Below are 14,665 nucleotides of genomic sequence, written 5' to 3'. Positions count from 1 at the left end.
GGCGTATTGTGTCGTAGTTTTGAGTCAACAAATAAGAACAACAGAACTAACACAATAAAAAAAGACATTATGAACCATCATGAGTGTATTCAAAAGGCACTCATGATAGCTTTATCATCAAATAAAAAACAAATAATTTCGAGAAAAAACGCTAGTAAAAACATTCGCAGCAGCAGCGCTAATCGCAGTATCTACTTTCGCTATGGCAACTGAAGGACCTGGAGCAAAAGCAACAAAAGCAAACGTTAACCTTTCCACAGCAGACTTGGCACTCGATCACTATGTTGCGGTAACTACGGAGGGCGAATCAGCAGGAGTAGAGGAGTTATTCGCAGAAGATTTCAATCAAAAGATCCAGGCCTCCAATGCACAGTCTAACAACCGTAGTGCCGTAGTTAAACTATTGAAAAAGCAAAAAGGAGGGAAGCTGAACTGTACAGTAAGCACAGACATTTTAGAAGAATCGGCAGACTATATGGTCGCTAAAGTGACCTTGAAATTTGAGAACTTCACCAAAACAGATTTAGTTACCTTGGAGCGTGTGGGTAATGACTGGACAGTGTCCAAATCAATCAATTCGTATAAATAGAACTTTACAACTTGTGGTTTGCCAGTAACAAAAGACAAACCACTAGTGGATCATCTATTTAATTTTAGTTTAGAAGCCAGGTCGTGAAATCTGGCTTTTTGATTGTTATTTACGAACACTTAATCTTTTTGTATTTACAATCTGATCATTTGTGTTTTTAAATTCAAGAATATAGTTGCCAGGCCTTAAATATAGAAATTCCTTTGTGTTTTTGATGAAAAGCTGGTCTGCTGGTATTCGATGTCCTTGTTTTTCGTCTGCATAATAAGCTTGAACAAAAATCCCTTTTTGTCCGTGCGTATCTAGCTGTATTGACTTTGTAAGGTTATTATCTGACAAGTATTCAGGGCGACTATTTGGAGTTAGATAGCGAGGGTAAAAAAGTGAAATATCCACGAAGTCATCATGCCAGGCTGTACCGTCTTTTAAAGCGACGACAGGTTTGCTAAAGCTAAACGAAACAAACTTGTTTACGGTAAGGAATTCGTCCGTTTCAAATTGGGAATAATATCGTTCAATATGTCGAGTTTGTGATATTGTTAAGGGGTCGATATTGGTCATTTCTTTAAAGAACTGAGCCATTTTTTTCCAGTTGGTTCGTGTATTTTCATGGATATGGTCATATCCTGCATACACAAGCAGTTTCGCATCAGGATCAGTTTTTAGCAATTTTGCTAGGTTGACGGCTTGTAATGAGTCGCGCATGCGATTACTATTTGTATTGTTGGCGTCATAATTTATCAATACAAAATTTTGTCGCAATGCTTCCCTGATCATTTCTGCGAAAAGGGGCTCATGGCTATAATAGCCTGTTGTATCTGTAACGGTTCGTGTCGTGTTAATGTTTTGATCAGCAAGGTCTTCAATAGCTAAATATTTAAAACCTAATTTGCGAAACCCATTTAATAATTGAGCTGCAAATGTGCGATGATAGGGAATATTATGAGCTTCGTTGATCATGACTACTTTTTCATTTTTGGCCTTTTTTAGGATGAACTTTCTGGCATCGACAAAGTCGTGCTGCTTATAAAATTTGCTATCATATTTTATTTCATCGTTTTTGAGCGCGTGGACATATTGCTGATCCCAATAAAATCTGGAGCTATCATAGTTGCCGATAAAAGAATGATAGGTAGATTGGAGTTGATAAAAAAGAGATTTCGTTCTTGCATCCATGCTATCCACTGTTAGCTTGTTGAATTCCTGGATAGCTATCTGGTAGTTTTCTGGATGCTTTTTAAAAAGTTGGTCATTGAGATCAAATAATTTTTGCGTTGTGATTTGTCCTGAGACTAAGTCGCTAATTATAAGTAGGAATAGCGTGAAAAATATCTTCATAACTAGTTTTTTAGTTTTATAACTAATATATTAGTTTGAATCCTGCTTTCAAAATTAATCTGTTAGAAATTGGATTCCACCGCTGAATTTGCCTTCGAACACCATGTTGCGGTAAAGACCGAGGGAGAATCAGCAGGCGTAGCGCATAGTTACCTTGGAGCGCGAAGGTAATGACTGGAAAGTCTCCAAATCGATCAGTTCGTATAAATTAGGAGCCATCCCTTACAAATAGATAAGTTGTGAAGCCATGTCGTGAGGTGTGGCTTTTTCTATTTTATGTTGTTTTCAAGTCTGAGGTAAGTAGAAGACTTCTCTGCAAAATTGGAGGCTGAAATAGTTTAGAAAATTATGTATTATTGCTAGCGTACATATTATGCAAAGTAGTTTTACGATGAGACTAAAATTTCTCCTTGTTATTTTGGGGCCAAGCTTTTTGCTTTTTTCTTGCAAAAACAAGAGTTTAACAAATTCCATTTGGAAAAATTGTGGCGATAATAGTGACCTACAGGATATCCTTGTGTTTAATGATACGAGTAATTTCGTACGGAATGATACCATCTATAGCAGGCTGGTTATTGACTCCCCAATCGCTGTGATTAACCGGATTGATAGCTATTATGGCGAAAGAAGGTTATATCTAAATAGGCTTTCTGATCAAAAAACCTATAGGTACTGTGAGCAATAATTGACCATATTAACATGTTTTAATTTATGCAACCAATAATGATCAACAGTATAATGTCGGTTTAAGAGTGAAAAAAACTAAAAATTGGCCATTCTTATTTATTGTATTTTTATTGGTTTTGGCAATTGTATATTCACGGTTAATTACTCATTCGATGATTATAGGGAAATATTATTTTAAATATCACGAATGTACTGCTATGGGGGATTTACCGAAAAGCGATGATATGCTTACTTTGCTTGATGAAAATAAATATAGAAGTTCTTACTGGGGAAATGGGGAATATCGTATAGAATATGATTTTTTTAGAACACTATTAGTTTTAAGCAATTCAGGTGGGACGGTCTCAAATGAGTTAGAAATAAAAAAAGTTGGAAATAAGATCAATATTGTATTGGATGATACCTGTAATTTTTTTTATGAAAAGGCTGATTCGAAGATATCGGATTAAATAGGAGAAATTATTCTGTACTTTTAATAAAAAAAGTAATTAAGACCATTACAAAAGCACTTATGCGAATGAATAAGCAATGAGTACATAAAATGAAGTTAACTAATCAAAATACGCAATTTATTAAATTATTACCTATAGGGGTTTATTTTACATGCCTTGTTCAAATTTGTATCGGCTTTTTGGCCGGCTATCCGTTTAGTTTAGTCGTAATTTTTTTCGTGTTGATATTCCTTTTATATGTATTTCTTGTCAAGAAGTTAGGATTATATTATAAATTGGATGATTTATCCTATGAAAACGATGTGTTTTTTACTTCGAAACTATCAAAACCATTTACTGTAAAAGATATTGATATCATTAAAAATTTGAAAAGCGGAGAGATTACTAAAGTGATCTTAAAAGACGGAAGGGTCTATTACTTTATTTTCAACTCCGAAGAAAGTAGAACCTTTCTCTGTAAAAGCGGGGATTGAGACCGTTTGTAAAAATTAGGTTTTGGATATCTTGGAAAGTATCCAAATCAATCAATTCGTATAAATAGTATCTAATAACTGGTGGTTTGTGAGTTCAGGCAGACTATAGACCACTAGTAAATCATGTGTTTATTAAGGTTACGTCGGGAGATGTGGCTTGATTTAATTACAGTCGAGTGTAAATTTTACTTCTGTGCGTGTTACGAGTGTAAAAATAGTAAAAAAGCACTCCTGTTTTTTGTTTAGGTGTAAAAAATGCTCTTATTTTACTTCACCTCCCCATTCCCGCCATTCACCGAGTTTTCCTGAGCGTTAGTCTAAAGCCCATAGGCTAGGGCCTATTGTGTTGTAGTTTTGAGTCAACAAATAAGAACTAAAAACTAACACAATAAATAAAGACATTATGAACCATCATGAGTGTATTCAAAAGACACTCATGATAGGTTTATCATCAAATAAAAAACAAATAATTTCGATAAAAAACGCTAGTAAAAACATTCGCAGCAGCAGCCCTAATCGCATTATCAACTTTCGCAATGGCAGCTGAAGGACCGGGAACAAAATCGGCAAAAGCAAACGTTAACCTTTCCACAGCAGACTTGGCACTCGATCACTACGTTGCGGTAACGACAGAAGGAGAATCAGCAGGCGTAGAGCAGTTATTTGCAGCTGATTTCAATCAAAAGATTCAAGCTTCCAATGCGCAGTCTAACAGCCGTAGCGAAGTGGTTAAATCCTTGAAAAAGCAAAAAGGCGAGAAACTAAACTGTACAATAAGCACCGATATCATCGAGGAATCGGCAGAATATATGATTGCTAAAGTAACTTTGAAATTTGAGGATTTCACCAAGACTGATTTAGTTACTTTGGAAAGTGTAGGCAATGACTGGAAAGTATCCAAATCAATTAATTCGTATAAGTAGTATCCAATAACTGGTGGTTTGCCAATCATAAAAAGACAAACCACTAGTGAATCAAATCTTTAAATTTAGTTTAGAAGCCAGATCTTGAAATCTGGCTTTTTTATGTCAAAAGGGCCTGATTCTCATCAGACCCTTTCTCTTAGCGTTTATCTGTACAGTAATTTTTATGTTTCCTATCGTTTCCTCTTTTTTGTTTCGTCATCCAATGTTTTTAAAGACTATTGGATTTTCACTGTACGACGCCAATTTTTATGTTGAACCTTTCTTTCGAAAGGTAGCTTGTAGCCGTTTTGTATAGTAGGAACAGTTGTCGATTTGAAATAGTTTTATTGGAGTGATTTTTTTTTATAACAGGATATTTACCATGAAAGAGGAATTTGCAAAAGAAAATTGGCTAAAAATAATTGACCGGTCGAATAGCATTAGGGATTTGATTGAAAGTCAGGATGATTGAAAATGGCTTATATTCTATAATTCAGCTATGGAGAAAGCTTATAAATTGATTCCCCAACAATTAGTAATTTTATTTAGACCTGCAATTTTGTAAAGAGAATGCTGGGCTCATCCGTTCAACATCTACCGATCACTATAGTTCGACCTGGACTATTATGGTTAGCGGCTTCTGTTTGTCCATGTTGTAAAATATAAAATTCTGATTTTAGCAATTATGAAAATCTATTGTTCGAGGATGGGTTTAAATAACTTTTATAGGGGTCTTGTTCGTACCTGCTTCGTACAGCCTTCGGATCAGAACATGTAGGGTTCGATTGTTGACTAGTCTCTGAACAGTTTTTCCCTGTTCAGAGACTGTACAAGGTCTGTTGGGTGTTTGTACATTATCTGTAGTTGATCCGAACGTGGTACGAATCTGATACGAAGCAGGCTCACCTCTCTATTCCCGCCATTCACCGAGTTTTCCTGTCTATTAGTCTAAAGTCCATAGGCTAGGGGCCTATTGTGTCGTAGTTTTGAGTCAACAAATAAGAACAACAGTAAGAACAACAGAACTAACAATATAAAAAAGACATTATGAAAACGCTAGTAAAAACATTCGCCGCAGCAGCCTTAATCGCAGTATCAACTTTCGCTATGGCAGCTGAAGGACCTGGAGCAAAAGCAACAAAAGCAAAGGTTAACCTTTCCACCGCAGATTTCGCTTTAGAGCATTATGTTGCGGTAACGACTGAAGGAGAATCAGCAGGAGTAGAGCATTTATTCTCAGCTGATTTCAATCAAAAGATCCAAGCTACCAATGCGCAGTCTAACAGCCGTAGCGAAGTGGTTAAATCCTTGAAAAAACAAAAAGGCGAAAAGCTAAACTGTACAGTAAGCACAGCTATCATCGAGGAATCGGCAGACTATATGGTGGCTAAAGTGACATTGAAATTTGAAAACTTTACCAAGACAGACTTGGTGACTTTGGAGCGTGTGGGCAATGACTGGAAAGTATCTAAATCAATTAATTCGTATAAGTAGTATCCAACAACTAGTGGTTTGTCAGCTCAGGCAGGCTACAGACCACTAGTGAATCATATGTTTAAGTTTAGTTTAGAAGCCAGGTCTTGAGATCTGGCTTTTTTGTTTTGTCATGCAATGTGCGTTACTCGTTGATTGCCGATCAAGGTTTTAGTTCAAAAAAGTATGTTAGATGATTGGTATGAGATGAAGAATAAGCCGATAATTTTAAATTTGTAATGATGATGGATAAAAAAGAACTTATTTTAATGATTGAAATTCAGTTGAAAAGCTTTATAGATTCCAAAAGACCGAAAGATGTAGAAGTGCGCAAAAAATTGGATTTTGGTTATTCGTGGGATGGACAAACGGCTTTACTGTTTGAAATTAGACCACAATGGAATGACCCATCGAATATTTTAGAATTACCGTTTGCAAAGCTTCGCTTTGTGAAAGCATCTAAAATTTGGAAACTCTATTGGATGCGAAGATCGGGCAAATGGGAGGCTTATGAACCGGAGCCCGAGAGTACTAATCTGCAATTATTGTTGGATGAAATAAATCATGATGGATATGCATGTTTTTTCGGATGATAAGCTTCATGAAAAATTATTTCCTCCTATCTTTTTTATGGCACCACGATAGTATTGTTTTCATTCTTTTGAACCATCCCATGCGTTAGTGACGTTACATTGACTGTTAGCGTTGAATTCATTGTTATTTTATGGTTGAATAAGATAGTTTACGAAACGGTATTTCTGATATTGTTACAATTAGGTAAGTTGTTTTAAAATTACACTCCGCACTGTTCAATTCTGGCTAAAACGAGACTCGTGATGTGAAATTTAATTCAAGACTGAATTCTCTATTTTTAAATGCTCCAGTTTTTAGGGAGAGGTCAATGCCCGAAGATCTGACTGTAAATGACAGGAACTTCAAGTTAGGAAAAGGATTAGGAAAAGGTTTAGGGAAAGAAATAGTTGTAAGTGCTTGCTCAGAATTTCCGACATACCACTTAATTTGGCGCAATCGAAGGTAAATACTATACGATAGATTGTTTTGTTGTAACAAATATTTGCTAAATTTGTTACAGATTAAATGGTTTTTAATGTCAGAAACATCTAGAAATAAGATAGAAACAAAGATTTTTAAGTCTTCTCGCGGCGAATTTTTTTTCGCAGCTGATTTTAAGAATTATGGGACACCAGAGAATATCAGGTTGACACTTTTCCGCCTGGAGAATGATGGACTTATTGAAAGATTGGCTCATGGTATTTATATTAAACCTAAAAAGGACCCTTTATTGGGTACAATATATCCTAGTGTTGAAGAAATTGCTAAAGAAATTGCAAGGCGAGACAAAGCTCGTATTGCTCCGACAGGTGTATTAGCGTTGTATTTATTAGGGCTGACTACGCAGGTGCCGCTAAAAGCCGTTTATTTAACAGATGGTTCACAGCGGGATATTAAAATAGGTAAGCGTACAATCAAATTTAAACGTACTGTACCCAAAAGCTTTGCGATAAAAGATGATTTATTACAGTTGGTTGTTTCAGCTTTTAAAGAACAAGGTCAAGAGGGACTTTCTGAAGAATTCTTAAGCATGATCAAACATTCAGTCAAAAAGATAGAAAAACAAATTCTTGATTCTCAGTTGAAATATGCTCCAGTATGGATCCAGAAAGAAATAACTAAGCTTTACCAATCCTAAAATTATGTGGTTAAATCTTAAGACAGAACAAAAGAGGCTTGTATTGGATCAATTGAGCAATATAATGGGATTGCCAGCTTTTGTTATTGAAAAGGATTGGTGGGTGTGTATTGTTCTGAAGGCTGTTTTTGCAACAAGATATGCAGAGTCTATTATTTTTAAAGGCGGTACGTCTTTAAGCAAAGCGTATCAGTTGATAGACCGTTTTTCAGAAGATATCGATTTAATTATCGATCGACATCTATTAGGTTTCGATGAATTAGATTCGAAATCTCAAATCAAAAAACTAAGGAAGGCTTCTGGAGGTTTTATCGTTAATGAGTTTAGGGAAGAATTGATCATCCAATTGGAAAAACTGGGAGTTTCCAAAGAGTTCTATGAAATTCGTTATAATGCCCATGTAGACGATACCAGCGATCCCAATACGCTGGAAATTTATTATCAGCCTGTGACCCCTGTTGGCAATGTTTACATTCAACAGAGAGTCCTGCTCGAAATGGGAGCGAGATCACTGACAGAACCATTTGAAACGCAAGAGGTCGTATCTTTTATAGACAACCATTATAAAGATCAAGACTTTATTCAACCAGCCTTTAATGTTCGGGTCGTAATTCCTACGCGGACTTTTATAGAAAAGGTTCTCTTACTACATGAAGAGTTTTCGAAGCCGGTTGACAAAATCAGGACAGATAGACTTACTAGGCATTTCTATGATATAGATCGGATTATGAATACTGATTTTGGGGAAAAAGCCATTGCTGACGAAGAATTATTTAACACAATAGTTCAGCATCGCAAAACAGTCACTCCAATACGAGGAATTGACTATTCCAACCATCGAAAAGGGAGGTTAAGTATCCTTCCGACTGACGAGGTAATAAAAGAGTGGGCAGCGGATTATAAAACCATGCGTGAAAATATGATAGTGGGAGAAAGTCTAACATGGGAGGAACTTCTAATAAGTATCAGAAAAATTCAAGATAGCATGAATCGTTAAAGGGCAGAATAACGAAATATTCTAAGCGATTAAGAAATATAGTCACGATAAAATAACCTTTACATATTACAACAATCTATATGATTCTACTAAATTTTTAGACGCTTTTGATATTATAACTGGTAAAATATACAATAAATCATACTAAGGTTAAAAGCTGAATGGCAAATTATTGCGCCCCAAATGGCTCCTGATTTCACTTTAAAGAAGTAAAACAGTCTGCTTACAAAATACATCGAAAAACACCATATGAGAGTAGGTATAAAAAGAAGATGCCAGCCGTCGAGCAGGAATATTAATCCAAAATGTGCGATATGGGTTAAGGCAAACGCCGAACTATCAAGTATTGATGCTCCACGATTCCCGAATCTCGAAACAAAGGTTTCATGAACTATTCCTCGAAAATAAAGTTCTTCGCCAAAAGGGCTAAATAACATTCCTGTGCCAGCCATGATGAAGAACATTTGCCTTTTTTCCTCTACCGTTAAATCTGTGGGAATTTTATAGGAATTTGATATATATACATACCAGTTTTGATAACTGTCCTGATAAAGGTATTTACCCAAGAGGAATAACAGGTAAGCATACAAGCAACCGCTAATAAAAGCTATGGATAACCACTTATAACTTTCAGGTTTGTTCCAGCCAATAGCCTTAATTCCCTGTTTATTTAAGAATATGAAAGGAACAATAAATGATACCAGCATTATTAAACCAATAAAACGATAATCGGCATATTGGTTAGCATGGAGCACCATAATAAATCTTGGTACACAAATTATTAGAATTAGAAATAACCCAAACTTCCAATTGAAATCGAGGATACTTTTCCAAAAAGATCTTAAATAAGATTGCATAAAAGATATATTTCTAATGGGTTACTATAAGATAGCAAAAAACTTTCTCTTTTTACCTCCCCATTCCCGCCACTCACCGAGTTTTCCCGATCGTTAGTCTAAAGCCCGTAGGCTAAGGGCCTATTGTGTCGTAGTTTTGAGTCAACAAATAAGAACAGATAAAAAACTAACACAATAAAATAAAGACATTATGAAAGCATTAGTAAAAACATTCGTAGCAGCAGCCCTAATCGCAGTATCAACTTTCGCTATGGCAGCTGAAGGACCTGGAGCAAAAGCAACAAAAGCAAACGTTAACCTTTCCACAGCAGACTTCGCTTTAGAGCACTATGTTGCGGTAACCACAGAGGGAGAATCAGCAGGAGTAGAGCAGTTATTTGCAGCTGATTTTAATCAAAAGATCCAAGCTACCAATGCGCAGTCTAACAGCCGTAGCGAAGTGGTTAAATCCTTGAAAAAACAAAAGGGCGAAAAGCTAAACTGTACAGTAAGCACAGATATCATCGAAGAATCCGCAGACTATATGGTGGCTAAAGTAACGTTGAAATTTGAAAACTTCACCAAGACGGATCTCGTTACCTTGGAGCGTGTAGGGAATGACTGGAAAGTATCCAAATCGATCAATTCGTATAAATAGTATTTAATCATTAGTTGTCTGCTCGGTAGCAGACAACTAGTGAATCATATGTTTAAGTTTAGTTTAAAGGCCAGGTCGCGAGATCTGGCTTTTTTCTTTTGCTCAAGTATAAGACAGACTTTTTGGTTAACTTTAAGTATTCATGGGTGATGATGAGTTTTCTTTATGAAGTGAGTATTGCCACAAGGATATATTAATTATGACCGAAAAGTATTATTATAAACTTTATTTACAAATTGTTTTAAAAGGAGCCGATTACGTTTTTGGCTATTTAAATGTCTCTCATATTCCTTATGAAAAATTTTATGAACTTTTTCAGGATCAAGTGACTACTGAAACCTTCTTGTTTAAAGATGTCAGTTATTTTATAGACGAAGAGCTCTACCAGAAGAATAAGGTTTTTCTGGATAAGGAAGTTTCTTTCACATTTGATTTTGATTTATTTGAATATAGTATCGGTCTTACAGGAGATCCATTTAGTCGTTATATAAAAGATTATTACGAAGAGCTGCCACCCGCAATAAAACGGAAATAAAAATGTACCTGTATTTATAAGAAGAAGAAAATATGCTAAGATGCGAGTACATAAAGATAATGGAATAGATTGGTTGGGCATGATTCCTGAGCATTCGTAAATTCGGATATATGACTAAAATAATCATTCCTCTTATTCTAATCTTTCTATTAATTGGTTGTAAATCGATTACCGATTCGGTAGATTATTTTGGGCAAACCTACCCTGATTCTATCCCTATTGTTTTTGCCCCAGGTACCATTTCAGTAAAAGGCCGACTGGAACATGGTATTTCATTTACACCTGATGGCGGGGAATTAGCATTTGGAATACTCGATAAAGAAGATTTCAGTGGAGCGATATTTCATGCTAAAATAATCAACAAAAAGTGGACTAAACCTGTAGTTTTCGAACCATTAAGAAATAAGTGTGTCTATTTACCCTATTTTTCACCTAGCGGTACATCCTTACTTTTTAGTCAAAGTAATGCTGGAAAGGACAACGCCTCCACAGATATTTGGATACTTGAGAAAGTTAAAGGTGAGTGGGGGATTCCAAATATGATACAAGCTCCAATAAATTCGGCAAGTAGGGAAGCAAACGCCTGCATGACTTATGACGGTACAATCTATTTTTCATCCAACAGAAATTGCGAGGGAAAGGAAAATTGCCACAACGCTGATTTATTCTATTCAAAGCTCGTGGGTAATGCGCATCCAAGCGCAGATATCATACCGGAATTTGCCTCCCCAAATGATGAGGAAAGTGTATTTATTTCTCCAAAAGAGGATTACATAATTTTTTGTAGATATACAAACGATGAAAGTAAAGTCGATCTATATATCAGTTACCGCGATATACACAATAATTGGATTGTGCCGCAAATTGTTCATTCAACAATAAATTCAAAAGATTGGGACAGAAGACCATTTGTAACTATTGATAATAAGTTCCTGTTTTTTACTCGATTGCAAATTGGAGAAAGCGGAGTAACCGAATCTGATATATATTGGGTTAATACTTCAAAACTGTTTAAGCCTTTTGTCTATAATTCTCTTTCTGATACAACAATTCAAATAGGAAGGAAATTCGAGATATCCGTCCCAAAAAATTATTTTAAAGATATAGATGATGAACGGTTGGTGTACAGTATTAACCAAAACCAACTTAATTGGCTGCATTTTGATAGAGAACAAATGAAATTATCTGGGCTGCCAACCGTCGAGGGGGACTTTGAACTCACTTTTTCAGCAAGAGACCGATATTCAAATATGGCAGACGATAAGATTATTATAACCGTAAAAAAGTAAATACTGCTATAAGACTTTTCACCTCCTCATTCCCGCCACTCACCGAGTTTTCCCGATCATTAGTCTAAAGCCCATAGGCTAGGAGCCTATTGTGTTGTAGTTTTGAGTCAACAAATAAGACCAACAGAACTAACACAATAAAATAAAGACATTATGAGAACACTAGTAAAAACATTCGCAGCAGCAGCCCTAATCGCAGTATCTACTTTCGCTATGGCAGCTGAAGGACCGGGAGCAAAAACAACAAAAGCTAACATTAACCTTTCTACCGCAGATTTCGCTTTAGAGCACTATGTTGCGGTAACCACAAAGGGAGAATCAGCAGGGGTAGAACAATTATTTGCAGCTGATTTCAATCAAAAGATCCAAGCTTCCAATGCACAAAATAACAGCCGTAGCGAAGTGGTTAAATCCTTGAAAAAACAAAAAGGTGAAAAGCTAAACTGTACAGTAAGCACTGATATCATCGAGGAATCGGCAGACTATATGGTGGCTAAAGTAACGTTGAAATTTGAAAACTTCACCAAAACAGATTTAGTTACCTTGGAGCGTGTGGGCAATGACTGGAAGGTATCCAAATCGATCAATTCGTATAAATAGTATCTAATAACTAGTGGTTTGTCAGCTCAGGCAGACTACAGACCTCTAGTGAATCATATGTTTATTAAGGCCACGTCGTGAGATGTGGCTTTTTTTACGTCAAAAGGGCCTGATTCTTCATCAGCCCCTTTATCTTAGCGTTTATTTGTATAGTAATTTTTATATTTCCTATCGTTTCCTCTTTTTTGTTTCGTCACCAAATGTTTTTAAGATAATTGAATTTACAATGTATAACGCCAATGAAACATTGGGTATTGATAACTATAACATTGATTTCAAGTTTGAGTTGTTCACACCTTTGTTTTTAAAAAAATCTTCGAATGGTATCCCATTAATTTTCTTTGTTTTATACCAAAGGTTCAGTTTTCTATTGAGCTGTTTATCGGGCATATAATTTAACTTGGCTTTTTTAAAATAGTCCAAAAAATTACCGTTTAATATACCATTGCCCCAATAGAACTCAAAATCTCCAATTCCTTCTACTGCATGCCAATCATTACCTTTATTTAAACCTGCACTTTTTGTAAAAGGAATGTGAGGTTCATTTGTCCAAAATCTATCTATAGCTATAATTTGGCCTTGATTATTTAAATTTATGGTAGTATCTTTTATTATTCCCCCTTTTAGCGTATTTAACTTTTCAACAGAAAGATAATTTTGTTTTGAAAAATTCTTACTATGCGGATATATTCCCGCCGCATTGGTTCTATAAGGCTCCATATACCCATTACCAATAAAATAGGATTCAGTTAAGGTCTCGTTGTCAACTAGAAAATATTCATTTTTTCGCTTTATCACGATTTTATAATCCGTTCTTTTCAAGTTGAGTGATGGCGTCTCTGAAAAAATACCTAAAGGAGCATAAGTCGCATAAAATATATCTTTTGCTGAGGTTCGCAATAGGCTATCCAAAGAAATTACGTTTATATCCTTGTTAACAATGGCTTTCGAGATATTTTTTAGCTCAAATTTAGACCTTGTCAACGGCGTTATTGTAACTAAGATATCAACGGGTAAACTTTTCCCTTCACGTTCAAAGCTTATAAAATTCTGAAATACTTTTTGATTTGAATCATAATCAGTTATGCTTTTTTTGAACAGAAAGTTATAAATAGTTAAATCTGGGAAATTGGTGCTGTCGGATCTGATTTCTGCATATGTTCTTTTGCAGAGTAAATGCCCGTCCAGTGAATCGGTTAGTTTGTCTTGATCAAATACAACATATCGGGTTTGAGCAAAGCAGCTACCAATAAGTTGGAAGGCTAATACGGCTAAGAAAGTAAATAAGATTATTATTTTGCGCATGATATTTTTTTATTATTTAACTGTCCAATTGGTGAGCAGGTAAGGACTTATTAAAAATATACCTTTCGTTTTATGCTCCATTGACTTTTGTAATTCCCTATTTAAATATAGCTCAATTGAAGCGATATTTTGAACGAGAACTTCCACCTCCCCATTTCCGCCATTCACCGAGTTTTCCCGATCGTTGGTCTAAAGCCGATAGGCTGGGAGCCTATTGTGTTGTAGTTTTGAGTCAACAAATAAGAACAACAGAACTAACACAATAAAAAAAGACATTATGAGAACACTAGTAAAAACATTCGCAGCAGCAGCTTTAATCGCAGTATCAACTTTCGCTATGGCAGCTGAAGGACCTGGAGCAAAAGCAACAAAAGCAAACGTTAACCTTTCCACTGCGGACTTCGCTTTAGAGCACTATGTTGCAGTAACTACAGAGGGCGAATCAGCAGGAGTAGAGCAGTTATTCGCCGAAGATTTTAATCAAAAGATCCAAGCTACCAATGCGCAGTCTAACAGCCGTAGCGAAGTGGTTAAATCCTTGAAAAAACAAAAAGGTGAAAAGCTAAACTGTACAGTAAGCACAGATATCATTGAGGAATCGGCAGACTATATGGTCGCTAAAGTAACGTTGAAATTTGAAAACTTCACCAAAACAGATTTAGTTACCTTGGAGCGTGTGGGTAATGACTGGAAAGTATCTAAATCGATCAATTCATATAAGTAGTATCCAATAACTGGTGGTTTGTCAATTATAAAAAGGCAGACCACTAGTGAATCATATGTTTATTTAAGGCCACGTCGTGAGATGTGGCTTTTT

The 14,665-nt window shown here is 35.7% G+C and carries 15 protein-coding genes; 12 read left to right on the top strand and 3 right to left on the bottom strand.

The window, feature by feature from the left end; translation table 11 throughout:
• Nucleotides 1–202: 202 nt before the first annotated feature.
• Complete coding sequence (locus B4N43_RS24010) at nucleotides 203–589, top strand: nuclear transport factor 2 family protein (RefSeq protein WP_112373518.1); 387 nt, start codon at nucleotides 203–205, stop codon at nucleotides 587–589.
• Between the two features lie 105 nt (nucleotides 590–694).
• On the opposite strand, the gene B4N43_RS24005 is transcribed toward B4N43_RS24010, so the two are convergent.
• Nucleotides 695–1,927 (bottom strand): hypothetical protein, encoded by a 1,233-nt coding sequence (locus tag B4N43_RS24005; RefSeq protein ID WP_112373517.1) that lies wholly within the window; start codon nucleotides 1,925–1,927, stop codon nucleotides 695–697.
• Between the two features lie 752 nt (nucleotides 1,928–2,679).
• Between B4N43_RS24005 and B4N43_RS24000 the strand changes: the two genes are divergently transcribed.
• The 6 genes from B4N43_RS24000 (at nucleotide 2,680) to B4N43_RS23975 (ending at nucleotide 8,625) form a co-directional block, all read left to right on the top strand.
• Nucleotides 2,680–3,063, top strand: coding sequence for a hypothetical protein (locus B4N43_RS24000; protein WP_146752977.1), 384 nt, complete (start codon nucleotides 2,680–2,682; stop codon nucleotides 3,061–3,063).
• Nucleotides 3,064–4,075: 1,012 nt separating this feature from the next.
• Nucleotides 4,076–4,462: a nuclear transport factor 2 family protein gene (locus tag B4N43_RS23995; RefSeq protein WP_112373513.1), complete on the top strand. Its 387-nt coding sequence runs from the start codon at nucleotides 4,076–4,078 to the stop codon at nucleotides 4,460–4,462.
• A 1,029-nt stretch (nucleotides 4,463–5,491) separates the two neighbouring features.
• Nucleotides 5,492–5,938, top strand: coding sequence for a nuclear transport factor 2 family protein (locus B4N43_RS23990; RefSeq protein WP_112373512.1), 447 nt, complete (start codon nucleotides 5,492–5,494; stop codon nucleotides 5,936–5,938).
• Between the two features lie 218 nt (nucleotides 5,939–6,156).
• Nucleotides 6,157–6,510 carry a DUF3024 domain-containing protein gene (locus B4N43_RS23985; RefSeq protein WP_204990800.1) on the top strand — a complete coding sequence of 118 codons (354 nt, stop codon included), beginning with the start codon at nucleotides 6,157–6,159 and terminating at the stop codon, nucleotides 6,508–6,510.
• 515 nt (nucleotides 6,511–7,025) lie between these two features.
• Nucleotides 7,026–7,628 carry a DUF6088 family protein gene (locus B4N43_RS23980; protein ID WP_112373511.1) on the top strand — a complete coding sequence of 201 codons (603 nt, stop codon included), beginning with the start codon at nucleotides 7,026–7,028 and terminating at the stop codon, nucleotides 7,626–7,628.
• A 4-nt stretch (nucleotides 7,629–7,632) separates the two neighbouring features.
• Nucleotides 7,633–8,625 (top strand): nucleotidyl transferase AbiEii/AbiGii toxin family protein, encoded by a 993-nt coding sequence (locus tag B4N43_RS23975; RefSeq protein WP_112373510.1) that lies wholly within the window; start codon nucleotides 7,633–7,635, stop codon nucleotides 8,623–8,625.
• A 113-nt stretch (nucleotides 8,626–8,738) separates the two neighbouring features.
• Here B4N43_RS23975 and B4N43_RS23970 read toward each other — a convergent pair whose 3' ends face one another.
• On the bottom strand, nucleotides 8,739–9,482 hold the full coding sequence (locus B4N43_RS23970) for a CPBP family intramembrane glutamic endopeptidase (RefSeq protein WP_112373509.1): 744 nt from the start codon (nucleotides 9,480–9,482) through the stop codon (nucleotides 8,739–8,741).
• Between the two features lie 190 nt (nucleotides 9,483–9,672).
• On the opposite strand from B4N43_RS23970, the gene B4N43_RS23965 reads away from it, so the two are divergent.
• The 4 genes from B4N43_RS23965 to B4N43_RS23950 all read left to right on the top strand — a co-directional run bounded on the left by B4N43_RS23965 (nucleotide 9,673) and on the right by B4N43_RS23950 (nucleotide 12,543).
• The gene (locus tag B4N43_RS23965; protein WP_112373508.1) at nucleotides 9,673–10,119 is read left to right on the top strand and encodes a nuclear transport factor 2 family protein; all 447 of its coding nucleotides are present in this window, start codon (nucleotides 9,673–9,675) and stop codon (nucleotides 10,117–10,119) included.
• Between the two features lie 199 nt (nucleotides 10,120–10,318).
• On the top strand, nucleotides 10,319–10,654 hold the full coding sequence (locus B4N43_RS23960; RefSeq protein ID WP_075991470.1) for a hypothetical protein: 336 nt from the start codon (nucleotides 10,319–10,321) through the stop codon (nucleotides 10,652–10,654).
• Between the two features lie 110 nt (nucleotides 10,655–10,764).
• The gene (locus B4N43_RS23955; RefSeq protein WP_112373507.1) at nucleotides 10,765–11,943 is read left to right on the top strand and encodes a putative Ig domain-containing protein; all 1,179 of its coding nucleotides are present in this window, start codon (nucleotides 10,765–10,767) and stop codon (nucleotides 11,941–11,943) included.
• A gap of 153 nt (nucleotides 11,944–12,096) precedes the next feature.
• On the top strand, nucleotides 12,097–12,543 hold the full coding sequence (locus tag B4N43_RS23950; protein WP_112373506.1) for a nuclear transport factor 2 family protein: 447 nt from the start codon (nucleotides 12,097–12,099) through the stop codon (nucleotides 12,541–12,543).
• 261 nt (nucleotides 12,544–12,804) lie between these two features.
• Here the strand turns inward: B4N43_RS23950 and B4N43_RS23945 are convergent, their stop codons facing one another.
• Entirely contained in the window at nucleotides 12,805–13,848 is a 1,044-nt protein-coding gene (locus B4N43_RS23945) for a hypothetical protein (protein ID WP_204990799.1), read from the bottom strand.
• A 277-nt stretch (nucleotides 13,849–14,125) separates the two neighbouring features.
• On the opposite strand from B4N43_RS23945, the gene B4N43_RS23940 reads away from it, so the two are divergent.
• A complete protein-coding gene (locus B4N43_RS23940) occupies nucleotides 14,126–14,572 on the top strand; it encodes a nuclear transport factor 2 family protein (protein WP_083663515.1) in 447 nt (148 codons plus the stop codon).
• Nucleotides 14,573–14,665 lie beyond the last annotated feature (93 nt).

The organism is Sphingobacterium sp. UBA1897, assembly GCF_002337775.1.
GTDB lineage: Bacteria > Bacteroidota > Bacteroidia > Sphingobacteriales > Sphingobacteriaceae > Sphingobacterium > Sphingobacterium siyangense.
The sequence above is the reverse complement of the archived record's forward strand: the minus strand, read 5'-3'. Positions and strand labels throughout refer to the sequence as shown.

Coding starts and splice junctions, on each gene's coding strand:
- B4N43_RS24010 (WP_112373518.1), top strand. CDS start 203: ATGGCAACTGAAGGACCTGGAGCAAAAGCAACAAAAGCAAACGTTAAC.
- B4N43_RS24005 (WP_112373517.1), bottom strand. CDS start 1,927: ATGAAGATATTTTTCACGCTATTCCTACTTATAATTAGCGACTTAGTC.
- B4N43_RS23995 (WP_112373513.1), top strand. CDS start 4,076: ATGGCAGCTGAAGGACCGGGAACAAAATCGGCAAAAGCAAACGTTAAC.
- B4N43_RS23990 (WP_112373512.1), top strand. CDS start 5,492: ATGAAAACGCTAGTAAAAACATTCGCCGCAGCAGCCTTAATCGCAGTA.
- B4N43_RS23985 (WP_204990800.1), top strand. CDS start 6,157: ATGATGATGGATAAAAAAGAACTTATTTTAATGATTGAAATTCAGTTG.
- B4N43_RS23980 (WP_112373511.1), top strand. CDS start 7,026: ATGTCAGAAACATCTAGAAATAAGATAGAAACAAAGATTTTTAAGTCT.
- B4N43_RS23975 (WP_112373510.1), top strand. CDS start 7,633: ATGTGGTTAAATCTTAAGACAGAACAAAAGAGGCTTGTATTGGATCAA.
- B4N43_RS23970 (WP_112373509.1), bottom strand. CDS start 9,482: ATGCAATCTTATTTAAGATCTTTTTGGAAAAGTATCCTCGATTTCAAT.
- B4N43_RS23965 (WP_112373508.1), top strand. CDS start 9,673: ATGAAAGCATTAGTAAAAACATTCGTAGCAGCAGCCCTAATCGCAGTA.
- B4N43_RS23960 (WP_075991470.1), top strand. CDS start 10,319: ATGACCGAAAAGTATTATTATAAACTTTATTTACAAATTGTTTTAAAA.
- B4N43_RS23955 (WP_112373507.1), top strand. CDS start 10,765: ATGACTAAAATAATCATTCCTCTTATTCTAATCTTTCTATTAATTGGT.
- B4N43_RS23950 (WP_112373506.1), top strand. CDS start 12,097: ATGAGAACACTAGTAAAAACATTCGCAGCAGCAGCCCTAATCGCAGTA.
- B4N43_RS23945 (WP_204990799.1), bottom strand. CDS start 13,848: ATGCGCAAAATAATAATCTTATTTACTTTCTTAGCCGTATTAGCCTTC.
- B4N43_RS23940 (WP_083663515.1), top strand. CDS start 14,126: ATGAGAACACTAGTAAAAACATTCGCAGCAGCAGCTTTAATCGCAGTA.